At 44.7% G+C, this 23,642-nt stretch carries 20 protein-coding genes and 8 tRNA genes; 8 read left to right on the top strand and 20 right to left on the bottom strand.

Going from position 1 to position 23,642, the window contains the following annotated elements; translation table 11 throughout:
- Positions 1 to 41: 41 nt before the first annotated feature.
- The 3 genes from acs to AAA952_RS06430 all read left to right on the top strand — a co-directional run bounded on the left by acs (position 42) and on the right by AAA952_RS06430 (position 4,292).
- The gene (gene acs, locus AAA952_RS06420) at positions 42 to 1,994 is read left to right on the top strand and encodes an acetate--CoA ligase (protein ID WP_219233758.1); all 1,953 of its coding nucleotides are present in this window, start codon (positions 42 to 44) and stop codon (positions 1,992 to 1,994) included.
- Positions 1,995 to 2,216: 222 nt separating this feature from the next.
- On the top strand, positions 2,217 to 3,971 hold the full coding sequence (locus tag AAA952_RS06425; RefSeq protein ID WP_263163140.1) for a DEAD/DEAH box helicase: 1,755 nt from the start codon (positions 2,217 to 2,219) through the stop codon (positions 3,969 to 3,971).
- 60 nt (positions 3,972 to 4,031) lie between these two features.
- Complete coding sequence (locus AAA952_RS06430) at positions 4,032 to 4,292, top strand: GrxA family glutaredoxin (protein ID WP_338255440.1); 261 nt, start codon at positions 4,032 to 4,034, stop codon at positions 4,290 to 4,292.
- Positions 4,293 to 4,671: 379 nt separating this feature from the next.
- Here the strand turns inward: AAA952_RS06430 and AAA952_RS06435 are convergent.
- The 17 genes from AAA952_RS06435 to motY form a co-directional block, all read right to left on the bottom strand.
- Positions 4,672 to 4,747 (bottom strand) — tRNA-Lys (locus AAA952_RS06435).
- Between the two features lie 38 nt (positions 4,748 to 4,785).
- Positions 4,786 to 4,861 (bottom strand) — tRNA-Lys (locus AAA952_RS06440).
- Positions 4,862 to 4,920: 59 nt separating this feature from the next.
- Positions 4,921 to 4,996 (bottom strand) — tRNA-Lys (locus tag AAA952_RS06445).
- 38 nt (positions 4,997 to 5,034) lie between these two features.
- Positions 5,035 to 5,124, bottom strand: a tRNA-Lys gene (locus tag AAA952_RS06450).
- A 38-nt stretch (positions 5,125 to 5,162) separates the two neighbouring features.
- Positions 5,163 to 5,238 (bottom strand) — tRNA-Lys (locus AAA952_RS06455).
- Between the two features lie 59 nt (positions 5,239 to 5,297).
- Positions 5,298 to 5,373 (bottom strand) — tRNA-Lys (locus tag AAA952_RS06460).
- A gap of 59 nt (positions 5,374 to 5,432) precedes the next feature.
- Positions 5,433 to 5,508, bottom strand: a tRNA-Lys gene (locus AAA952_RS06465).
- Between the two features lie 58 nt (positions 5,509 to 5,566).
- Positions 5,567 to 5,642 (bottom strand) — tRNA-Lys (locus AAA952_RS06470).
- Between the two features lie 142 nt (positions 5,643 to 5,784).
- Positions 5,785 to 6,531 (bottom strand): tol-pal system protein YbgF, encoded by a 747-nt coding sequence (ybgF, locus tag AAA952_RS06475; protein WP_028760345.1) that lies wholly within the window; start codon positions 6,529 to 6,531, stop codon positions 5,785 to 5,787.
- Positions 6,532 to 6,555: 24 nt separating this feature from the next.
- Complete coding sequence (gene pal, locus AAA952_RS06480) at positions 6,556 to 7,089, bottom strand: peptidoglycan-associated lipoprotein Pal (RefSeq protein WP_113938779.1); 534 nt, start codon at positions 7,087 to 7,089, stop codon at positions 6,556 to 6,558.
- 46 nt (positions 7,090 to 7,135) lie between these two features.
- Positions 7,136 to 8,464, bottom strand: a complete 1,329-nt coding sequence (gene tolB / locus AAA952_RS06485) for a Tol-Pal system beta propeller repeat protein TolB (protein WP_028760347.1) — start codon at positions 8,462 to 8,464, stop codon at positions 7,136 to 7,138.
- 9 nt (positions 8,465 to 8,473) lie between these two features.
- Positions 8,474 to 9,535, bottom strand: a complete 1,062-nt coding sequence (tolA, locus tag AAA952_RS06490) for a cell envelope integrity protein TolA (RefSeq protein WP_338255444.1) — start codon at positions 9,533 to 9,535, stop codon at positions 8,474 to 8,476.
- Positions 9,536 to 9,970, bottom strand: a complete 435-nt coding sequence (tolR, locus tag AAA952_RS06495) for a protein TolR (protein ID WP_113938780.1) — start codon at positions 9,968 to 9,970, stop codon at positions 9,536 to 9,538.
- Entirely contained in the window at positions 9,970 to 10,656 is a 687-nt protein-coding gene (tolQ, locus tag AAA952_RS06500) for a protein TolQ (RefSeq protein WP_028760350.1), read from the bottom strand. The genes tolR and tolQ overlap by 1 nt, the downstream gene beginning before the upstream one ends.
- Entirely contained in the window at positions 10,646 to 11,047 is a 402-nt protein-coding gene (ybgC, locus tag AAA952_RS06505; protein WP_006081251.1) for a tol-pal system-associated acyl-CoA thioesterase, read from the bottom strand. The genes tolQ and ybgC overlap by 11 nt, the downstream gene beginning before the upstream one ends.
- A gap of 171 nt (positions 11,048 to 11,218) precedes the next feature.
- A complete protein-coding gene (locus AAA952_RS06510; RefSeq protein ID WP_338255450.1) occupies positions 11,219 to 13,402 on the bottom strand; it encodes a prolyl oligopeptidase family serine peptidase in 2,184 nt (727 codons plus the stop codon).
- Positions 13,403 to 14,162: 760 nt separating this feature from the next.
- A complete protein-coding gene (gene motY, locus AAA952_RS06515; protein ID WP_113938782.1) occupies positions 14,163 to 15,032 on the bottom strand; it encodes a flagellar protein MotY in 870 nt (289 codons plus the stop codon).
- A gap of 141 nt (positions 15,033 to 15,173) precedes the next feature.
- Here motY and rnt point away from each other — a divergent pair, with 141 nt between their 5' ends.
- Complete coding sequence (gene rnt, locus AAA952_RS06520) at positions 15,174 to 15,845, top strand: ribonuclease T (protein ID WP_338255454.1); 672 nt, start codon at positions 15,174 to 15,176, stop codon at positions 15,843 to 15,845.
- A 100-nt stretch (positions 15,846 to 15,945) separates the two neighbouring features.
- Here the strand turns inward: rnt and AAA952_RS06525 are convergent, their stop codons facing one another.
- Entirely contained in the window at positions 15,946 to 16,551 is a 606-nt protein-coding gene (locus AAA952_RS06525; protein ID WP_006081247.1) for a peroxiredoxin C, read from the bottom strand.
- 385 nt (positions 16,552 to 16,936) lie between these two features.
- On the opposite strand from AAA952_RS06525, the gene AAA952_RS06530 reads away from it, so the two are divergent.
- Complete coding sequence (locus AAA952_RS06530; protein ID WP_113938784.1) at positions 16,937 to 18,256, top strand: Na+/H+ antiporter family protein; 1,320 nt, start codon at positions 16,937 to 16,939, stop codon at positions 18,254 to 18,256.
- 163 nt (positions 18,257 to 18,419) lie between these two features.
- Here AAA952_RS06530 and AAA952_RS06535 read toward each other — a convergent pair whose 3' ends face one another.
- Positions 18,420 to 19,826, bottom strand: coding sequence for a GGDEF domain-containing protein (locus AAA952_RS06535; RefSeq protein WP_338255457.1), 1,407 nt, complete (start codon positions 19,824 to 19,826; stop codon positions 18,420 to 18,422).
- Between the two features lie 253 nt (positions 19,827 to 20,079).
- On the bottom strand, positions 20,080 to 20,706 hold the full coding sequence (gene upp / locus AAA952_RS06540; RefSeq protein ID WP_006081245.1) for a uracil phosphoribosyltransferase: 627 nt from the start codon (positions 20,704 to 20,706) through the stop codon (positions 20,080 to 20,082).
- Positions 20,707 to 21,036: 330 nt separating this feature from the next.
- Between upp and purM the strand changes: the two genes are divergently transcribed.
- The 3 genes from purM to AAA952_RS06555 all read left to right on the top strand — a co-directional run bounded on the left by purM (position 21,037) and on the right by AAA952_RS06555 (position 23,622).
- Entirely contained in the window at positions 21,037 to 22,074 is a 1,038-nt protein-coding gene (purM, locus tag AAA952_RS06545) for a phosphoribosylformylglycinamidine cyclo-ligase (protein WP_113938786.1), read from the top strand.
- Complete coding sequence (gene purN, locus AAA952_RS06550) at positions 22,074 to 22,718, top strand: phosphoribosylglycinamide formyltransferase (RefSeq protein ID WP_113938787.1); 645 nt, start codon at positions 22,074 to 22,076, stop codon at positions 22,716 to 22,718. The genes purM and purN overlap by 1 nt, the downstream gene beginning before the upstream one ends.
- A gap of 157 nt (positions 22,719 to 22,875) precedes the next feature.
- Complete coding sequence (locus AAA952_RS06555; RefSeq protein ID WP_028760358.1) at positions 22,876 to 23,622, top strand: HAD-IIA family hydrolase; 747 nt, start codon at positions 22,876 to 22,878, stop codon at positions 23,620 to 23,622.
- Positions 23,623 to 23,642 lie beyond the last annotated feature (20 nt).

Consider the following 23,642-nt stretch of genomic DNA (forward strand, 5'->3'; position numbering starts at 1 on the left):
TACCATACTCAGTCCACGCAATTTTTCAAAAGGGAAGCCCTATGAGCTCGCAGTCTCTCTACAAAGTCTCCGGCAATATCGCTGCCAATGCACTTGTAAACAACGATAAATATAAAACAATGTACCAAGAGTCGATTGTCAATCCTGAAGGTTTCTGGAGAGAACACGGCAAGCGTATTGATTGGATAAAACCCTATACCAAAATTAAAAAAACCTCTTTTGATGACCATAACTTATCGATCAATTGGTTTTACGATGGCACCCTGAATGCTTCTGCCAACTGTTTAGATCGTCACTTAGCCGAGCACAGTGATCGCGTGGCGATTATTTGGGAAGGCGACAACGCCAGCGAACAACGCAAAATTACCTACGGTGAATTACATGCAGATGTGTGTAAGTTTGCCAACGCACTGCGCAGCCAAGGCGTGCGCCGCGGGGATATAGTCACAATTTACATGCCTATGGTGCCAGAAGCCGCAGTCGCTATGCTTGCCTGTGCCCGTATCGGTGCTGTGCACTCAGTGGTCTTCGGTGGTTTCTCACCGGATTCAATCGCCTCTCGCGTGATTGACGGAAAATCCAAAGTCATCATTACCTCCGATGAAGGTATGCGCGGTGGCCGTGCAATTCCATTAAAGCGCAATATTGACGATGCCTTAAAGCACCCTGATGTCACTACTATTGAAAAAGTTATAGTGCTGAAGCGTACTGGTGGCAAAGTAGATTGGGTAGAAAGCCGTGATGTGTGGTGGCATTCACTGATGGAAACCGCATCAGAGCACTGCCAACCAGAAGAAATGGACGCAGAAGCACCGTTATTCTTGCTTTATACCTCAGGTTCAACCGGGAATCCCAAGGGCGTATTGCACACCACTGGCGGCTACATGGTTTATGCATCTATGACCCATGAATATGTGTTCGACTACAAAGCGGGTGAAGTGTACTGGTGTACCGCGGATGTGGGTTGGATCACAGGCCACTCTTATATGGTTTACGGCCCACTTGCCAATGGTGCGACTGTGCTTATCCATGAAGGTGTACCAAATCATCCAAGCCCTGCCCGTTTAGGCGAAATGATTGACCGCCATAAAGTGAACATTCTATATACAGCGCCAACGTTAATTCGCGCATTGATGGCCGAAGGTAAACAACACTTCGATAAGTTCGATGGTAGCAGCTTGAGGATCATGGGCTCGGTAGGTGAACCTATCAACCCAGAAGCATGGCGTTGGTACCATGAGGTCATAGGTCATGAGCATTGCCCTATCGTCGATACTTGGTGGCAAACTGAAACGGGCGGCATTTTGATCACCCCACTGCCAGGCGCGACCGATACTAAACCCGGCTCAGCTACCCGCCCGTTCTTTGGCGTTCAACCCGCCTTAGTGGATAACATGGGGAATATTTTAGAAGGTGAGAACGAAGGTAACTTAGTGTTACTCGATTCTTGGCCGGGCCAAATGCGTACTGTGTATGGCGACCACGAACGATTTGTACTGACCTACTTTAAAACCTTCCGTGGCATGTATTTTACCGGTGACGGTGCCCGCCGCGATGAGGATGGTTACTACTGGATCACAGGCCGCGTCGATGACGTGATTAACGTATCCGGCCACAGATTAGGTACAGCAGAGGTTGAAAGTGCGCTGGTATCACACGAACTGGTTGCCGAGGCTGCAGTAGTTGGCTACCCACATGATATTAAAGGCCAAGGTATTTATGCGTATGTCACGCTAACCCGCGGCACTGAAGAAACCGAAGAGCTACGTCAAGAGCTGCGTCAATGGGTCCGTAAAGAAATTGGTGCGCTGGCAACCCCAGATCTCATCCAATGGGCGACGGGCTTACCTAAGACACGTTCAGGCAAGATTATGCGCCGCTTCCTGCGTAAGATTGCCGCTAACGAAGTGACCAACTTAGGGGATGCATCAACCTTGGCCGATCCAGCTGTGATCGAGACCTTGATTGAATCACGCTTAAATCGTACTGAGTAATATCCGAGTTAAGAATAACGTCCACAACACTTAGTCTATGCCCAATAGGCTAAGCGTAACCTGAACCTCCCTTTTTAAACCTCAGGTTAAAAGTGAACCCTGTTGAGAGAGTGCGTGTGATTGCTCCTTTCTCTAGCTTGCCCCTCCAACCAGGGGCATTTTTTTTGCCTGTTATGTTAAGCTTGCAGCCTCACTTTTATTCAGCATAGATTTTTTATCAGCGTGTCAGTCAAACTCAGAGACTATCAACAGCAAGCGGTTAATGCCGCCATCGCCCATTTTAGGCAAAGCCAAGCTTCCGCCGTACTCGTATTACCCACAGGCGCGGGCAAAAGCATAGTGATCGCCGAACTGGCACGCATCGCCAAAGGCAGAGTCTTAGTGCTCACCCATGTGAAAGAATTAGTTGCGCAAAATGCCGAGAAAGTCGGCCTCCTCACAGCACAAGCCAGTATCTATGCGGCGGGACTCAATCAAAAAGCCACCGACGGAAAAACCGTCGTTGCCAGTATTCAATCGGCGGCGCGGGGATTAACGCAGTTCGATCAGCCGTTCTCGTTAGTCATTATTGATGAATGCCACAGAGTCAGCCTAGAAAAAACCAGCCAATATCAGCAAGTACTCAACCATTTACGCACGAAAAATCCCCAATTAAGATTGCTCGGTCTCACCGCCACGCCCTATCGCCTTGGCACTGGCTGGATTTATCAGCAACACTATCACGGCAAAGTAGGGTCTCCCGAACATGCCGTGTTCGAACATTGTGTGTTCGAGCTGCCCATAAGGCCGCTCATTAAGCAAGGTTACCTCACAGCGCCAACCCTGTTTGATGGCCTAAGTGCCCAGTACGACTTCAGCCAACTTAAAGCAAACGAGAATGGCGAATATGCCGAAGCCGAGGTTAACGATTTACTGGGACATTACGGCCGCGCGACCACTGCGATTGTGAAACAACTCATTGAACTGAGCCAACATAGAAAAGGTATTATCATTTTTGCGGCAACGGTACGTCACGCCAATGAGATTTTTAACATACTCAACCAAGCTCACGCTGCGCAGAGCGCCATTATCACGGCACAAACGCACGACAATGAACGTGACGCGACGATTGAACGCTTTAAAGCCCAAGAGCTTAAGTTTTTAGTCAACGTGGCTGTGTTGACGACAGGCTTCGACGCGCCCCATGTGGATTTGATTGCTATTTTGCGCCCGACAGCCTCAGTCAGTCTGTTTCAACAAATGATCGGCCGTGGATTGCGAATCGCTGAAGGCAAAAAAGATTGTCTTATCATCGACTATGCTGCCAATGGTTATGACTTGTATTTTCCCGAGGTCGGCCAAGCTAAACCCAACAGTAAATCGGTACCTGTGCAAGTGCATTGCCCAGTATGCGATTTTGCCAATATATTCTGGGGACTCACAGACGACGATGGCGACATTATCGAACACTTTGGTCGCCGCTGTCAGGGCATAGTCGAACAGCAAGGTAAAAAGCTGCAGTGTAACTTTCGATTTAGATCTAAATCTTGCCCTGATTGCGGCGAAGAGAATGATATCGCGGCGCGCATTTGCCAGCACTGCCAATCGACCCTCATCGATCCCGATAAACGCCTACGCCAAGTGCTCAGCCAGCAGCACCATCATTTATTCCGCTGCCAGCATATGAGCCTCATCGACGATGACGGCAATCTGAAAGTGCAGTACCTTGATATCGACGGTAATGAATTCAATCGCCGCTTTAAATTACAAACGCCGGCCCAGTGGCGAGCCCTATATGCCTTATTCATCTTTCCCCATAGCCGTACACCGGGATTAAAACCGAAAAAGTACACTAAGGTGACAGAGTTAATCAGCGATGCGGATAAATTCCGCATGCCCGATCTCTTGCTGCTGAAGAAACATAAAAAAGGCTGGGATCTGCTCGAAAGCTATTTTGATTATCAAGGTCGCTATCAAACTGAAAATAAACGCGGCTGACATTATCAATTCACTTAGGCCTATGGTATAAAACGACTAAAGTAATCCTAAGGAGCTATTATGTTCGTTGTTATTTTTGGCCGTCCAGGCTGTCCTTATTGCGTTCGTGCTGTGCAATTATCTGAGCATCTCGTTGAAAAACGTGATGACTTTAAGTTCAGATATGTCGATATCCATGCAGAAGGCATCTCTAAAGCAGATTTAGAAAAAACTGTCGGTAAGCCAGTTGAAACCGTACCGCAGATTTTTGTCGATGAGAAGCACATAGGTGGCTGCACAGATTTCGAGCAATATGTTCGTGAAAACAATCTGTTAGATTAAGCGCTATAGATATGTAATCCGCTTAATGCAAAAAGGAGACCTAAGGTCTCCTTTTTAGTCTTTATCACAACCCTGTGGGATTAGAGCTTTCCATAAATAGTGCTCGGTACATAAACTGCCTAGACCCCCCCAGAATTATACGCACCATTGTCATCATCACTGCACATAATGTCAGCTTTAATATAATCGCCAAACTCAAGATACATTTCTTTTTAAAGATGCCGCATTAGTCGAACTTGCTAATGCCAATAATTATGTTAGAAAAATATTTTGCAGTGGAATAAGTAAAACGAAGGTATTAAATTCTGTACTCAGTATTGGAGTTTAACGTGGGACATTCAGGGGGGAAATTCGAGAGAGGTACAGCTGAAGAAATAAGTGGTGGGTCGTGAAGGATTCGAACCTTCGACCAATTGGTTAAAAGCCAACTGCTCTACCGACTGAGCTAACGACCCATCGAGGTATAACGCTGATTTATGCACTTTCAGTAAAGTGGTGGGTCGTGAAGGATTCGAACCTTCGACCAATTGGTTAAAAGCCAACTGCTCTACCGACTGAGCTAACGACCCATCTAGGTATTACGATAAAAATGTTCACTTATTTTGGCATCAACAATGCGAATAATAAGTGGTGGGTCGTGAAGGATTCGAACCTTCGACCAATTGGTTAAAAGCCAACTGCTCTACCGACTGAGCTAACGACCCATCGAGGTATAACGCTGATTTATACACTTTCAGTAAAGTGGTGTGTCATTAAGGATTAGAACCATTCGACTCATTGGTTAAAAGCCAACTGCCCTAGCTTTATAAAAAAGCGACTGAGCTAACGACCCATCGAGGTATAACGCTGATTTATGCACTTTCAGTAAAGTGGTGGGTCGTGAAGGATTCGAACCTTCGACCAATTGGTTAAAAGCCAACTGCTCTACCGACTGAGCTAACGACCCATCTAGGTATTACAATAAAAATGTTCACTTATTTTGGCATCAACAATGCGAATAATAAGTGGTGGGTCGTGAAGGATTCGAACCTTCGACCAATTGGTTAAAAGCCAACTGCTCTACCGACTGAGCTAACGACCCATCTAGGTATTACGATAAAAATGTTCACTTATTTCGGCATCAACAATGCGAATAATAAGTGGTGGGTCGTGAAGGATTCGAACCTTCGACCAATTGGTTAAAAGCCAACTGCTCTACCGACTGAGCTAACGACCCATTATACTACTGACTATCTCACTAAATACCACTAACTTATTCTATTCATTAGAGTAAGTGGTGGGTCGTGAAGGATTCGAACCTTCGACCAATTGGTTAAAAGCCAACTGCTCTACCGACTGAGCTAACGACCCATTTACTGGTATTTCACGCCCCGAACGACCTCGCCGCTCTGAGGGCGCCTATAATACCTTTTTCATCTTCTCATGCAAGCGCAAATTCCCAATTTTTTGTCGTTTGCATGAAAAACAGACTAAGAGTATGTTTTTTAGTTAATTACGCTTTAATTGCAGCCAGTTGCTGCTGTGCAATGCGTGCTGCGGCGCTGTTTGCGTAATCTTTGACAACTTGTTGGTAGTATTGCATCGCACCAGCTTTATCACCGGTTTTCTCGGCGATCATGCCAAGCTTCACTAAACTATCGCCACGTTTATTAGAATCACTAAAACGATCAACCACAGTTTTGAAGGCTTGTTTGGCTTCTGCAAATTCGCTCTTATTAAATAATAGCTGTCCTAACCAATAGTTCGCATTCGCGGCATACACAGAGTCTGGGTATTGTTTGATAAAAGCACGGAAGGCAGGAATGGCATCGTCATACTTACGCTCTTTTAAGACTAAGTTAACGGCATTTTCATAACTTGCAGTTTCACTTAAACTACTTGCGGCAGCATTGGTCGATACCACAGAGGGGATTGATGTCGCTGCAGCTGCAGGTGCGGCAGATGCCTTTGAGGATAAATTAGCAAGCTCATCATATAACTGACGCTGGCGCTCTTGCATCTGCTCAATCTGATAATTCTGTTGTTCGGTTAAACCGCGTAAATCGAGAACTTCCTGCTGTAGTGTATCAAGACGACGTTGCATCTCGAGCTCACTTTGTTGTCTCGATTTTACAATACGTTCGATACGAGCAAGTCTGTCATCACCCGAACCACCAGCAATATCTTCCACAGGAGCAGGCGCTGCAACTGCAGCGCCCGCACCAAGGAACATTGCCGTAATTAAGACGGCACGTTTCATTGTGTTACTCTCCGAGATTCAATCTTAGTAAACTAAAACTGCACGACGGTTTTTGCCAAAACCTTCATCAGTGCGAGAAAAATCAAGTGGTTTTTCTTCGCCATAGCTGACTACGCTCATTTGGCTTGGCTGTACGCCCATACCTTGTAGGTATTTAGCAACGGCTTTAGCACGACGTTCGCCCAGAGCAATGTTGTACTCAGGAGTGCCACGCTCGTCCGCATGACCTTCAATCAGTACGCGCACACTTGGGTGCTCAACTAAGTAAGTACCATGAGCTTCTAATACAGCGGCGAATTCAGTTTGAACTTCACTGCGGTCGAAATCGAAGTAAATGATGTGTTCTTTTCTCAACTCTTCTAACTGCTGACGTTGCTGCTCTTCAGATGACAACATACCACCCACACCACCAGTTTGAATGCCACCATTCAGTTCGCTACCTGAACCGTTTGTTGAGCCCATTGCATCAGTTTCTGATTCTGAAGTTGAGCTACATGCACTAATAGCCATAATTGGAAGTGCTACCAACATAGCTTTTAACAACTTATTCAGATCCATTACGTGTTCCTTATAAAATTAAATGTGATTAAATCAAGGTATAACATTAGAGAAACGGAGACCAAGAAGGTGATTTCACCTCGCCTTGACCCACGGGTAATCTCGCTTTAAAGCGTCCATCCGTAGAAACAGCTGCTAATACTTGCTTACCTTGGTGTGTAGTGCCATATATGACCATAGTACCATTAGGCGCCACACTTGGGGATTCATCCAAGCGTGTAGAGGTTAGCACCTGCATAAAACGCGTATTTAAATCCATACGCGCAATATTAAACTTACCGTTAGTACGGTTAACAAAAATCATACTACGTCCATCTGGCGTAATTGAACCACCAAGGTTCCATTCACCTTCAAATGTTTCACGACTCACTTTACCTGAACTTAACTCTACGCGATAAATTTGCGGTCTACCACCACGTTCAGAGGTGAAAATCAACGACTTCCCATCAGGATACCATGATGGTTCAGTATCGATAGCATAGTGATTGGTAATACGCTTAATCGCTTTTGTCGCAATATCGATAACATAGATCTCAGGCTGACCGTCCTTAGACAGCGTCACAGCCAAAGATTTACCATCAGGAGAGAAAGCCGGCGCACCATTAATACCAGGGAAAGAGCTCACTTTAGTGCGCACTTGGGTATAAAGGTCTTGTACGAAAATCTCTGCTTTTTTATTTTCAAAGCTAACATACGCCAAACGACGTCCATCAGGCGACCAAGTAGGTGACATTAATGGCTCAGGTGAGCGCAGTAACATTTGCTCGTTAAAACCATCATAGTCCGCAACCATCAACTGATAAGGTGCTTTTTGAGTATGATTGACCACGACGTAGGAGATCCGCGTTAAGAATGCACCGCGAATACCGGTTAACTTTTCATAGACGATATCGCTAATTCTATGACCATATTGACGAAATTGCGCTGCTGAAATCACAGTTTGGCGACTGTCCATCAAAAATTCTGTAGCGCTGACTGAGCCTTTCAATGCTTGGTTTTGTGCTTTAACTAAATCGATTAAATCAAAGCTCACCAAATACTGATCGGTTCCGTAAGGTTTCACAGTACCTAACACCACAGCTTCTGCGCCAACGCTAGACCATGAACTAGGTTGAAACTGAGCCAAAGCACCAATATTGCGCTGAGGTAGTCCGAGCTCGTCTAAAGGTTTAAAGGTACCGCTACGAGCTAAGTCAGACATCACCACATCAGCAATCGCTTGTGGCGGTGCGCCAGGACCTTGCCATACAAAAGGCATCACAGCGATGGGACGCGCTGCGTCAACACCTTCTGTGATCACAATATCCAATGCCGCTTTCGCGGGGGTGGTGCACAGCAGAACTGCCAGTGCTAACCATTTTGCCAATATTTTCATGGTGCTCCTTTAATTAAACGTTGGTTCAACGATTAAGTTAATTTCTTTCATCAAGTTATAAACCGCAGGATCCGGAGACACAGGCAGTTTGCCCGCTTTCAAAATCGCCGCTTTTGCTGCACGACAAACGTTGGGATCACCACCTTTTGTTTGGCTGCTGATCACAAACCCATCATTCGCTAAACGCACAGAGACTGTACAAGTCTTTCCACGCATAGATTCATCCACTACCAAATTACGTTGAATAGTTGATTTTATCATTGCCTGATACTTACCGACTTCACTCTGCATCTGCTTATTCATGGTTTGCGACAGCGCCGCTTGCTCAGCCGCTAATGCATCAGCCATTTCCTGCTCTTGATCGGCAAGGGCTTTAGCATCCGCTTTAGCTTTGGCATCCGCTTTAGCTTTAGCATCTGCTTTAGCTTTGGCATCTGCTTTAGCTTTGGCATCTGCTTTAGCTTTGGCATCTGCTTTAGCTTTGGCATCTGCTTTAGCTTTGGCATCTGCCTCCGCTTTAGCTTCCGCATCTGCTTTTTGCTTACGGTCAGTTTCAGCTTTCACTGCAGCAGCTTCTTCAACCTTGCGTTTTTCAGCTGCTTTTTGTGCGGCGTCTTCAGCAACCTTACGCTCCTGCTCTTTCAGCTTACGGTCGACTTCGGCTTTGACCGCCTTTTCCTTTTCCTGCTGCTGTTTCACCTGGGCTAATTTGGTCGCTTCATTGGCTTTTTGAATCTCAATTTCCTGCAGCTTACGTTCTTGCTCTAGCTGTTTAATCTGAGCTTGTTCGCGCTCGCGTGCCTGTTTCGCTTCTTGAGCTTTGCGTTCAAGCTCGGCTTGACGTTCTTGCTCACGGCGTTCGGCATCACGCTTTTCTTGCTTAAGTTTCTCAACTTGATTAGCCACTTTTTGCTGATCAACCATAACAGCTTTGATTGCTGGTGCGCTAACTTGTTGCATAGGCTCAGGTTTGTGAGAAAAATCTATTCCTAACGCCAGAATAATTATCACGCCAATATGAATACCCGCTGAAATTGACAGAGGTAATGTTACATCTGACTTATCTGCCACCTATTTCTCCTTGGGTGAATCCGTCATCAAACCGACTGATGGCACGCCAGCTTGCTGCAGTGTCACCATCAACTGAATCACTTTATCGTAAGGAATATTTCTATCGGCTTTAACCACAACAGGACGCTCAGGTTCAGTCACGATAAGTGCAGCCACTTCCGTTGCCAATTCTTCCAAATCCATAGGCACATTCGTTGAACCGCCTTTATTGAGGAAGTAATCACCATCACCATCGATTGAAGCAACAATGGGCGGCTTACTGTCATTGGGTAAAACTTCCGCAGCCCCTTGAGGCAGCTCCACTTTTACCCCTTGGGTGACTATTGGCGCTGTTACCATAAAAATAATTAACAGCACGAGCATCACGTCGATATAGGGCACCACGTTGATTTCAGCAACGGGGCGACGACGTTTGCGCTGATAAGCTGGTTGCATTATGCCCCTTCCTTCTCACTGTATGCTTGGCGATGCAAAATGCTGGAGAACTCTTCCATAAAGTTTGCGTAAGCCATTTCTAATTTATCGACTTGAGTCGAGAAACGGTTGTAGGCGATTACCGCTGGAATTGCAGCAAATAAACCCATAGCCGTTGCAATCAAAGCTTCAGCAATACCTGGGGCAACCATAGCTAAGGTGGCGTTTTCCATCGAACCAATAGCGATAAAAGAATTCATGATCCCCCATACCGTACCAAATAAACCGATATAAGGGCTAGTCGAACCAATCGTTGCTAATAACGGTAAGTTAGCTTCTAACTTTTCCATTTCGCGAGACAAGGTCACACGCATAGCACGCGATGTACCATCCATGACGGCATCGGGCACTTTGCTATTTAATTTATTCAGGCGTGAATATTCCTTAAAGCCAGTCACAAATAATGACTCTAAACCGCTATTATCTGGACGAGATGATAATTCTTTATACAAACGGTTTAAATCAACACCTGACCAAAATTTGTCTTCAAACTTCGCCGATTTACTTTTTGCGGATGTCAGTAAGCTACGGCGTTGTAAAATCACCGTCCAAGACATCACCGACAAGCAAAGTAAAGTGAACATAACAAATTTCACTAATAAACTGGCTTGTAAAAATAACCCAACAATCGACATATCAGCTTGCACTGTCAAACTCCTGCACAATATTTAAGGGAATAGCTCGGGGACGCATACGTGATAGCGCAACACAAACAACCAGCACTGTGCCTTCACAATAACAGTCTCCCTGTTTATCGACCAAGCGTTGATGAAAGATCAACGAGGCCTTTTTCAACTCTATGACCTTAGTTTCAACAATAAGGTTCTGTTCAAAACGTGCTGCTTTGCGAAAATCGAGTTCCGCACGCTTTACGACAAAAGCAGTGTCGTCGGCTAATAACGCAGTCTGACTCACGCCAAGGGCTTTTAGCCACTCGGTTCGCGCGCGCTCAAAAAAGTTGAGGTAGTTCGAATGATAGACAACGCCACCAGCGTCGGTGTCTTCGTAATAGACTGAAATTGGCCAATGAAACATCATTTGAAAATAAGCAAATTTTGGTTGAAAAATTGACGCTTACTATACCTAGGGAAACAAGACTTGTGAATGACCCGATGAAGATATAGATAGGAATAGCGCGGGTTTCAGATGAATAGGGGCAATTGTAAAAGAGAATGGGGTCAAACGACCCCATTTTATTAACATAGTTAGTTATTTTGCGATAGCTTGTGGCAAGGTTAAGCCAAAACTCTGCCACAAGAAACTGTAGATGTCGGCAAATTCGTCGATCTTCATCGCCGTGGGCTTACCCGCTCCATGACCAGCATTTGACTCAATACGCATAATGACTGGTTTATTGCCCTGCTGTTTCTCCTGCAGCATGGCCGCAAACTTGAAACTGTGTAATGGCACAACACGATCATCATGATCCGCAGTCATTACCATAGTCGCAGGATAAGCTTGCGCTTTTACATTGTGATAGGGCGAATAAGCCAATAGCGCTGGGAATTGCTCTGCTTTATCGGCACTGCCGTATTCACTCGTCCAAGCCCAACCAATAGTGAACTTGTGGAAACGCAGCATATCCAACACGCCCACCGCAGGTAATACGGCAGCAAAAAGTTCAGGACGTTGAGTCACAGCAGCGCCCATCAACAGACCACCATTACTGCGGCCATAGGCACCGAGTTTAGAGCTGTTGGTGTATTTTTCGCTTACCAGATATTCCGCAGCAGCATAATAGTCATCAAACACATTTTGCTTTTTGTCGAACATCCCCGCTTGATGCCAGCTTTCGCCATACTCAGCACCGCCACGTAAACTCGGCACAGCATAAATGCCGCCCATGTCTAACCAAGCGATATTGGCAGGGCTAAAACGTGGTGTCATCGAAATGGCAAAACCACCATAGGCATAAAGTAATGTCGGATTTTGACCGTTTTTCACTAAGCCCTTTTTATAGGAGAGCATCATAGGCACACGCGTACCGTCTTTGCTACTATAGAAAACCTGCTCAGAAACATAGTCATCGGGATTAAACGAGACTTTGGGTTTAGCAATGACAGTTGAACCACCAGTTTTAAAATCAAACTTATAGGTGGTTTCAGGCTGAATATAACTATTAAACACATAATAGAAATAATCTTTGCTGGCTTTACCAAAAGGCCCTGCCACATTGCCAAGACCAGGCAATGCCACATCTTGACGCTTCTGACCACCCATACTGTAAATCGATAATTGACCTAACACATCATGTAAATAACTCACCACTAAATGGTCATTAATAATAGCGACATTATTAATCGGATCTTTAGACTCAGGAATAATCGTTTGCCATTGCGATTTATCACTATTGCGGGTGTCAATCGCAATCACTTTACCATTAGGCGCCTCTAAGTCGGTTTTGAAATAAAACACTGAACCATCATTACCGAGAAACTCATATTCAGCTTCTAATTTGAGGATCAATTCCACCACTTGGGATTTAGGCTCAAATAACGATTTATAGAAGAAACGATTACGCTTATCCGTACCTTGAGAAATCGACAGTAATAAGTATTCACCTTTCTCAGAGACATCAATGCCAAAGCCCCAATCTTTATTCTGTGGACGCTCATAAATCAATAGATCTTGATGTTGGTCTGTGCCTAATTTGTGGTAATACACTTTTTGGTTAAAATTAACGTCAGCTAAGACATCCCCCCCTGCTGGGGCATCATAACGGGCGTAGAACACACCTTGATTTTCTTTATCCCACACTGCGCTAGAAAATTTAATCCATTTCAGTTCATCGGCCAGTTTCTTACCGGTTGCGATATCAACGAACTGCCATTGCTGCCAATCTGAGCCAGAATTTGACACACCATAGGCTAAAATTTTACCGTCATTACTCACAGCAACGCCGGATAAGGCAACAGTACCATCCGCAGACAGTTTATTTGGGTCAAGAACAGGCTTTTCAACACCATCTAAACCTTTAACGTACAAAACCGATTGCGCCTGTAGGCCATCATTACGGTAGTAAAATTGATTGTCGCCGTTTTCAAACGGAGCAGAGACTTTTTCGTAATTCCAAAGTTCTGTAATACGTTCGACCACAGCTTGTTTATTGGGGATCTTAGCGAGGTAGGCTTGACCAAAGTCTTGTTGTTCTTTTACCCACTCTTCAGTTTCAGGCGTATTGGCCTCCAGATGACGATAAGGGTCGGCCACTGCGACACCATGAATGGTTTCGACGAGGTCATCTTTTTCAGTAACAGGGTAAACGAGTTTAGTTGCGCTTGCCTGCTCAGTCGAATTTTGCTCAGGTGCATTGCCACTTTGGCAGGCACCGAGTGCCATCCCCAATGTGGCCACTAACAAACCTTGCTTTGCAAGGCGAAATCTTAATGCCATTGTGTTGTCGTCCTTCTTATGGTTTCGGGCTTAAGGCCTTTTCAGCAAGTACTATACAAGCAAAAAAAATCATGGCAATGGCGTAACTTAATATGAAGTTTTTTAAGCTGTATCGTGAATTTAACAAAATAGCAGCAAGGATAAGCTTATTGAAGTGTATTATTATGCATTAATAGTGAGTTATAAGTTATTAATCAAGGTAAATAGTGACTTAAGTGATATAAATCACCTTTATAGCCATTAGAATTACTAATGTTTATGGGCAATTTTTCTCGTTTGTTTTACAACAGGTTTCCCAATAGAATGTGCTTGTTTTCAGGAGATAACTGCTTGCAGATATCGAAAACAAAGAACTTTTAAACTGGTGTGTTCCCAACACTTCAGTTTCTTTTCTGGTTCTTATGCTTGACTTCCTTCCTTCAATTTGTTGATTGCAAATGCATTATTTTTGCGGCCCGCTTAGTTTAAGCGGGCTTTTTTTTAGCATTTCAAACACTATCCTGATTATTGCAACGGCCAAGTTTTATAGTTCATCTATATTACTCGTACTTATCCCACTCTCGCTTTCTGCAGTACTTGTTGAGGTGGATATGTCATATCTACAAATTAAAAAATCTCATTATTTTTACCCATACGCGCAAATTGAGCGAATCATTCGATTAAAGTGGCATACTGCCTGAACTCTCCTTCTTTTAAAAACGACAATGCCAAGTCATAAACTTGGCATTGAAAAATACTTAAAACCTAGGTAAAACAAACACTACAAAGGTTTACTGATCCGTATAACAACACGACGGTTACGCGCCCTTTCATCCATATCATCATTGGAGGCCACGTGACGACGCTCACCATGCCCGAATGTGACAATACGATCTTGAGGAATACCACTGGCAACAAAGAACTCTTTTACCGACGCAGCTCGTGTATCCGACACTTTCTGGTTTACTGAACGGCCACCATAACTGTCGGTATACGCATCCACCAGCACTAACTCTACCAAGGGATCATAGGCTAAATATTCTTGCACCCGAGACAGTTGTTGCTGGGAGAAACGAGTTAAATCGGTACCGCCTTCATCGTAATTTAATACAGTAAAAGCAATATCTTCAAAGCTATAGGGCAATAAATGCGCTAGACAAGCTTTAAACTCAGTATATTTACGGCCAAAATTAGCTGAAGACAAACCCACAGCTATCTTATTCGACTCATTATACCAATCAGCATAGTAGAACGTTGGTTCCATACCGCGACTCAACTCTGCTAACATAGACCAAGCTGCGCGCTTAGGCACTTCCCCGTTAAAGTACTTTTGATAATGTAATGAAGTGATCTCTTTCGATACCACACCAGGACGCCACTGCGGCGCGCGGCTAATTAATTTCGCCTGCGTCACTTGATCAGGTTTTACCCACATATCTAAGGTAAAAGTCATATTCTGCTGTTTACCCGCTTCACTGGTAAAAATTGCTTTACCGTAAGAAGGAATATCATGCTCAAGGCGACAGACGATGGGAGTATTTTCACTCACTCGCCACTGGGAATCACTTAAAGAGGCGACATAATGGCGCAACTCTGCCATTGCAGTTGCTGGAACGCATAAAATTGATACTAATATCAGTTTTCGCCACATAGCCTTTACTCATGTTTAATCGGTTACATGGCTTTATCGGCAAACTATTTAGTTCCTTTAGCTCATAAAACCACCAATCAAGCATGACACACCCCAACACATTTAGCATAATAGCGCCCTGTGAATTTTCTTGAGTACTTTATGAGTGACATTTGCGACGCGAACAAATTGAAATACCGATTTCGAGGCTACTTTCCCGTAGTTATTGATGTCGAAACTGCGGGCTTCAACTCTCAAACCGATGCGTTGCTAGAAATTGCCGTCACCCTACTAAAAATGGACAATGAAGGTGTGATAGGAATCGATAAAACCCTACACTTCCACATTGAGCCCTTTGAAGGCGCAAATTTAGAACCCGAAGCGTTAGCATTCAACGGTATTGATCCCACTAATCCGTTACGGGGAGCGGTGAGCGAGAAAGAAGCCTTTTTAGAAATCTTTAAAGCCGTGAAGAAAGCCCAAAAAGCCTCCGACTGCCATCGCAGTATCATAGTGGCGCACAATGCGGCATTCGATCATGGTTTTGTGAGTAAGGCGATAGAACGTTGCGACTTAAAACGCTCGCCGTTTCATCCTTTTGCCACCTTTGACACAGCTACGCTTGCCGGACTCGCCATTGGTCATACCGTACTTGCCAAGGCATGCATTATGGCGGGTATTCCCTTCGATAATAAAGAAGCCCATTCGGCGCTATATGATACCGAACGTACTGCGGAGCTTTTTTGTAACATAGTGAATCGTTGGAAATCATTAGGTGGCTGGCCGTTACTGGCCGTGGATGCGCAGGATGCAGAAAGCGGTACTGTGGAATAAATTGAACAGTTAACAATAGATCTTCAGCAATGAAAAACAAAAAAGCTGCCATTGGCAGCTTTTTTCATTTAACAGGCGACTATGATTAGAAAAGGACTAATTACAGTGAGCTTGCGTTTTCAGACAGGTAAGCAGCAACACCTTCAGTGCTTGCATTCATACCTTTATCGCCTTTTTCCCAGCCAGCAGGACAAACATCACCGTGCTCTTCATGGAATTGCAGTGCATCGATCATACGTAGCATTTCATCAACGTTACGGCCTAATGGCAGATCGTTAACGACTTGGTGACGAACCATGCCTTCTTTGTCGATCAAGAATGAACCACGGAAAGCCACACCCGCTTCTGGATGCTCAACATCGTATGCTTTGCAGATTTCATGTTTAACATCAGCCACTAGCGTGTATTTAACTTGGCCAATACCGCCTTTTTCAACTGGGGTGTTACGCCATGCATTGTGGGTAAACTGAGAATCGATAGACACACCAATCACTTCTACGCCACGCTTAGTGAACTCTTCCATACGGTGATCAAAAGCGATCAACTCTGATGGGCAAACGAAAGTGAAGTCAAGTGGATAGAAGAATACGACGGCTGGTTTGCCTTTGATGGCTGCAGTCAAGTTAAAGCTATCAACGATTTCGCCAGAACCTAATACAGCTGCAGCAGTAAAATCAGGAGCCTGACGGCCTACTAATACGCTCATTTTATATCTCCATCTATGAGTTGAACTAAGTGTAAGGCAAGATGCCTTCTAGCCAGTATGTTCTCAACCTAGGTCAAGTTAAATCCTTACTGATTAAAAGGTGTTCTTACCAATCAAATCCTTAGGCATTATAAGTCGTGTGCTGTGCCTTACAACCTATTTAAGACCAATATCACATTTTTCAAGGGTATTTCCGTTTTGCCTGACTAAGGATAGAGCAATCTGCGTATCCAGTGTGCGGAGCAATCCACATTCGGCTAACAGACAAAACCCAGCATGATCACATTTTCAGATATTTTTCAGATAAGCCCTCGGCAAACTGGACATCCACTGCCTTTGCAGTCGAAAATAGCTCCTTTGGCTTAAAGAATTAAGAAAATTGATAATGAATGCAGTCGTAATTGCAGTGTGCTTAATGTTAGCACTCAGTTTAGCTAGGGTGAATGTGGTTATTGCCCTGACCGTGAGCGCCCTCGTGGCGGGATTGGTAGGCGGAATGGATCTGCACCAAACTATAGATGCCTTTAATACAGGCTTAGGTGGCGGCGCACAAATTGCGCTCAGTTATGCATTATTAGGCGCCTTCGCTGTCGCACTATCGCATTCAGGCTTAACGACGCTGATTTCTAGAAGCATCATTAGTAGCCTTGGACAAGATCCTAATCCCACAAACACTAACTGGGTACGCTGGTTACTGCTGTTATCGCTACTCGTCATGTCGATGGCTTCACAGAATATTTTACCGATCCATATCGCCTTCATTCCGATTTTAGTGCCACCACTATTACATGTGATGACCAAACTGAACATCGACCGCCGCCTTGTGGCTTGTGTTCTAACCTTCGGCCTAGTCACCACCTATATGATTTTACCGATTGGTTTTGGTGGCATTTTCTTAAATGATATTCTGCTTTCTAACTTAACCAGCAATGGCTTAGCCGCTGCTCGCGAGCAAATTCCGCCAGCCATGTTAATCCCTGCCGCGGGTATGGTCGTAGGGTTACTCACTGCAGTATTCATCAGTTACCGTAAACCTCGGACTTACGACGAGGCAAAAGTGTTGGTCGCTGAACCTGAAGAAAATCTCAACAAACGCAATATCATCATTGCTGCACTGGCGATATTAGCCACTCTCGTCGTACAACTCGAAACTGACTCTATGATTTTTGGTGCCTTAGTCGGCTTCATGATTTTCAGTTTTTCGGGTGCCTTGAAGCATGTCGCCGACCAAGATATCTTCAACCAAGGTGTGCGAATGATGGCCAATATCGGCTTTATCATGATTTCAGCCGCAGGCTTTGCCGCTGTAGTGAAAGAAACCGGTGAAGTGGGTACGCTTGTGGCCTCGCTTAGTGAGATTATTGGGGATAATAAAGCCCTCGCAGCCTTTTTGATGCTACTGGTTGGGCTACTGATCACTATGGGAATTGGTTCGTCTTTCTCCACCATTCCAATTATCGCGACGATATATGTACCATTGGCATTAAGTTTTGGTTTTTCAGTAGCGGCCACAATCGCGTTAGTTGGCACTGCAGCCGCGCTGGGTGATGCGGGCTCGCCAGCATCAGATTCCACCTTAGGTCCCACTGCAGGTTTGAATGCCGATGGTCAACATGATCACATTCGTGACAGCGTGATACCAACATTTATCCACTACAATATTCCACTATTAGTGTTTGGTTGGATTGCAGCAATGGTGTTGTAAGTGTTATCGCAGATGTTTACATTACCGTATTAGAAAGTAACAACAGCGTGGCATTCTCCGCGCTGTTTTTTATCTCGGTATTCACTTTATTGCGGGCAGCAGGTTAACTCACTGATTCACTCGATAACTCACGTAATAATGAACGTAATAATGAACGTGATAATTAAGATGTCGGGTCAAGCTTGCGATTCCCTTGCTTATTCTTTTTATCTTCATATAACGCTTTATCCGCCGCTTGTAGTACTGCCTCAAAGGAAGCATAATCTTGCGAATCAGCTACACCGCAGGAGACTGTCAGCACATTTAAAAACTGCCGCTCTGCGACCGCCTGACGTAAGTGTTCAGCCAACAATAAGGCCCGTTCAAAAGTACAATTGGCTAAGATAACGACAAACTCATCACCGCCGGTTCTGATTAACAAATCATTTTCTCGAAATACACTGCGCATCGCATCAACAATTTGCATGATCGCCATATCCCCGAGTTTATGCCCATAGGTATCATTAATGGTTTTGATTTTGTCGCCATCCACGCAAATCACCGCATAATGCCCCTTAGTCGCGACATCAAACACTGTGGTCTCATAGACTTTCTTATTATAGGTTCGAGTAAAAGCATCCAATAATATCGCTTCACTAAACCGTTGGCGCTCAGTATGAAGTTTCCTAAAACGATTGATATTAATTTGAACGAAGAAGATCACGATAGATAACAAAAACCACAGGGGCAAATTCCACACAATGAAACGAAATATACTGATTTTATATGTCAGTGAAGTCATGTTATCTAAATGATTTGTCATCGAATAAAACAAGAACTCCGGCGTCAGTTCAGCCCAAAGGCTATCTGTCGTGATCACCAACTCAGTACCATAATCCGTTTTCTGCAATTCAACATGTTTATTACGCATAAAAACCGACGTCATTAGAGCCGTGTCGGCAATAACATCACCGATGAAATGATTAGGATCATTAGATGATGAAATCGGTGATGCCATCGATAAAATGACTTTTCCACTGACTTCATCTTGATAAGGAATGGATAATACGATTCCATCGGCTAAGGACTCTGGGGTCGCGTCTTTCGCGCAATAGTGCAGACTCTGACAAAACTCATTCGTTGAAGTACGGTCTTTAATCAGCCGCGCTTTTACGTCCTCAGGAATTGGGGTGGCAAAATACATGGCATCACTGCGATAAAGTCCCACATACAGGAATATATCTTCGGCATTGGTCTTTTTACTGGAATAGAGATAATCAAAGTAGCGTAAGACTTGTTCTTCTTCTGCGGAAAGCACTCCCCCTTGCGGCAGCATTAATCTAGAAGGGTCAAGCTGAAAAAGCGCTAAAGAGGATTTATTGAAATCAATAATATCGTGCAGAGATAAGCTTTTACCAAGCAGTTCAATATAACTCGGTGTAAGTTGCTCGTTTTTTACAAAAGACACAAAGGATTTATGCTCTCTATCGATTTTAAACGGTAATAGAATAAGTAGGAGTACGACAAACAAAAGGGTCGCAAATTCAAATGATCGACGCAATAATAACCAGTTGAGAGCCGAATTTCCCATAATTCCTCTTAATCCCTGTTCTACCGACAATATACCTTGCACAAAACGTAAAGTGCGATCAATAAAATTGCAAAATAAGCCAATAAAAACAACTTCAATAGATAATTATTATTTACCTTATCCTAAACTTTAGCAGCTTAAGATAAAGTTGTTATTACTGTATTGAACAAGAACAAAAAGGGAGCCTAGGCTCCCTTACTGACTACATCCGCTCAATTGAGCATCAGCAACTCTAATTCTTTAGCAACTTTGGCTATTTAGTACCAAAGATTTTATCGCCCGCATCACCCAGACCTGGCAGGATATAGCCCTTCTCATTGAGGCACTTATCGATAGCAGCGGTATATAACTCGATATCAGGATGCGCCGCTTCTAACGCTTTGATCCCTTCAGGCGCAGCCACTAACACTAAGGCTTTGATTGAAGTACAACCGCGTTTCTTCAATAAGTCTACGGTCGCAATCATAGAACCACCAGTCGCGAGCATTGGGTCGACAACTAAGGCGATACGCTCGTTCATGTCGCTGGCCAGCTTCTCAAAATAAGGCACTGGCTCAAGGGTCTCTTCATCACGGTAAATACCGACAACTGAGATACGCGCACTTGGAATGTGCTCGAGTACGCCGTCCATCATGCCCAAACCCGCACGTAAAATTGGCACAACAGTGACTTTCTTACCTTTGATTTGATCGACTTCAACCGGACCATTCCAGCCTTCAATCGTCACCGTTTCAGTTTCGAAATCTGCGGTAGCTTCATAGGTTAATAAACTGCCCACTTCGGCGGCTAGTTCACGGAAACGTTTAGTGCTAATGTCACCTTCGCGCATTAAACCGATTTTGTGACGCACTAAAGGATGTTTAACCTCGACAACTTTCATTTTTCTCTCCTGCTTATTTTTCGGCGTATTATTTTAGGCAAATTTTTCAGATTCTAGTTGATTTGTTTACTAGGTAAAACAGAAAGTTTTGCCATTCGGTCTAATCGTGAGCTATCTCCCAAGAATAATCCCCAATCGTCTAAGATACGTACCTTAATTTACTATTTTGTGACCAATCTCAAGACCTCAGAAGCTGAAATACAGTTTTACTCGGCCAAAAATACTGCGCCAAGGGGCATAAATCCAAATCATGACTTTCGACCCCTAGCACAAGCTGGTAGAATACCGCCGCATAAAATCCAATAACGATGTACCCGAGAGGATCCCTCCGTGAGCACACCTACCCCACTGAGCTATAAAGATGCCGGCGTTGATATTGATGCAGGTAATGCACTGGTAAGTAACATTAAAGCAGCAGTTAAACGTACCCGTCGTCCAGAAGTTATGGGCAACTTAGGTGGTTTTGGCGCCCTGTGTGAAATCCCCACTAAATACAAGCAACCAGTTTTAGTGTCTGGCACCGACGGTGTTGGGACTAAATTACGTTTAGCTATCGACTATAAAAAACATGACACAGTCGGCATAGACTTAGTCGCCATGTGTGTGAACGATTTAATCGTTCAAGGTGCTGAGCCACTGTTTTTCCTCGATTACTACGCAACAGGCAAACTCGATGTTGAAACGGCAACGTCCGTCGTCAACGGCATCGGCGAAGGTTGTTTCCAATCTGGTTGTGCGTTAATTGGCGGTGAAACCGCTGAAATGCCAGGCATGTATGAAGGTGAAGATTACGACCTAGCGGGTTTCTGCGTGGGTGTAGTTGAAAAAGCCGACATTATTGACGGTAGCAAAGTGGCAGCGGGTGATGCACTTATTGCATTAGCCTCAAGCGGCCCTCATTCAAATGGTTACTCTTTAGTACGTAAAGTATTAGAAGTGAGCCAAGCAGACCCTCAACAAGATCTCAACGGCAAACCGCTGATTGAACATCTACTTGAGCCAACCAAAATTTATGTAAAATCATTGCTAAAACTGATTGAAGCATCTGATGTCCATGCGATGGCGCACATTACTGGCGGCGGCTTCTGGGAAAACATCCCGCGCGTACTGCCAGATAATTTAAAAGCGGTTATACAAGGCGATTCATGGCAATGGCCCGCTGTTTTCAGTTGGTTAATGGAAAATGGCAACATTGCAGAATACGAAATGTATCGCACCTTCAACTGTGGCGTCGGCATGTTAGTCGCGCTGCCAGCCGATAAAGTGGATGCAGCACTTGCATTACTGGCTGCAGAAGGCGAACAAGCATGGCTTATCGGTGCTATCGCACATCGTGAAGGCAATGAAGAGCAAGTGGAGATCCTGTAATGCCCCAGAGCTGTCGTGTAGTTGTATTAATTTCCGGAAATGGCAGTAACCTGCAAGCGGTTATCGACGGTTGCGACGATAATCTGCAGGCCGAAGTTGTCGGAGTCATCAGTAATAAACCCGATGCCTATGGCCTAGTGCGCGCCCATCATGGCGAAATTGATACCAGCTGCGTGATAGCTCACCAAGGTGAATCTCGCTCTGAATACGATGCACGTTTAATGACAGTGATTGAAAAGTACCAGCCCGATTTAATCGTGTTGGCGGGATTTATGCGGATCTTAACCGATGATTTCGTGAATCATTACCTAGGTCGCATGATCAATATTCATCCTTCGCTGCTACCGAAATACACTGGCTTAAACACCCATCAACGTGCCATAGACGCGAACGACAGCGAACATGGTGCCAGCGTGCATTTTGTCACGCCTGAGCTGGATGCTGGCCCGGTGATATTACAGGCCAAAGTGCCTGTTTATGAAGAAGATACCGCTGATATGCTCGCCGCCCGCGTGCATGAGCAAGAACATGCTATTTATCCACTCGTGGTGAAATGGTTTAGTCAGCAACGTCTTAACATGCAAAATGGCCAAGCCTATCTCGATGGCAACCTTATCGGCCCAAGCGGTTACGCGCCCGATTAGTTCCACTTGACCGTAAGTTGTATCAATCAAAAAATAGAGACCTTAGGGTCTCTATTTTTTTAACTATTTTCCACAAAAGCATTGTTTTCTGGGGCAATGTGGCATTAGATAACTTAACGAAAAGTGATTTTTGCTCGGCATGACAAGAGACTATTAGATGAAAAATATTATCTGCGATATCGATGGTGTACTACTGCACGACAATAAACTGATCCCCGGCAGCGACAAATTTATCCAGCGCATTTTAGAGCAAGGCAATCCGTTAGTGATATTGACTAACTATCCCGTACAAACGGGTAAGGATCTGCAAAACCGTTTAAGTGCCGCCGGTATTGATATTCCTGAAGAATGCTTTTACACCTCAGCCATGGCCACCGCCGACTTTTTAAAACACCAAGAAGGCAGCAAGGCCTATGTCATTGGCGAAGGCGCCCTCACCCACGAACTCTACAAAGCAGGCTTTACCATTACCGATATTAACCCCGATTTTGTGATTGTCGGTGAAACCCGCTCCTACAACTGGGAGATGATCCATAAAGCCGCAGGCTTCATCGCACGCGGCGCGCGCTTTATTGCCACTAACCCCGATACCCACGGCCCAGCTTACAGCCCTGCCTGTGGCGCACTCTGCTCACCCATCGAACGTATTACCGGTAAAAAACCTTTCTACGTGGGCAAACCGAGCGCATGGATTATTCGCTCTGCACTTAATCATATTGATGGACACTCGGAAGACACTGTCATCATAGGTGACAATATGCGTACCGATATTTTGGCGGGCTTCCAAGCAGGGCTTGAAACCATTCTGGTCACCAGTGGTGTGAGTAAGCTCGAAGATATCGACAAAGAGCCCTTCCGCCCGAACCATGTGTTTGCCTGCGCGGGCGATATAGATGTTGTTTAAACAATGGTCTAAACAGATGT

This window comes from Shewanella sp. M-Br, from assembly GCF_036245925.1.
In the GTDB taxonomy this organism is placed as follows: domain Bacteria; phylum Pseudomonadota; class Gammaproteobacteria; order Enterobacterales; family Shewanellaceae; genus Shewanella; species Shewanella oncorhynchi.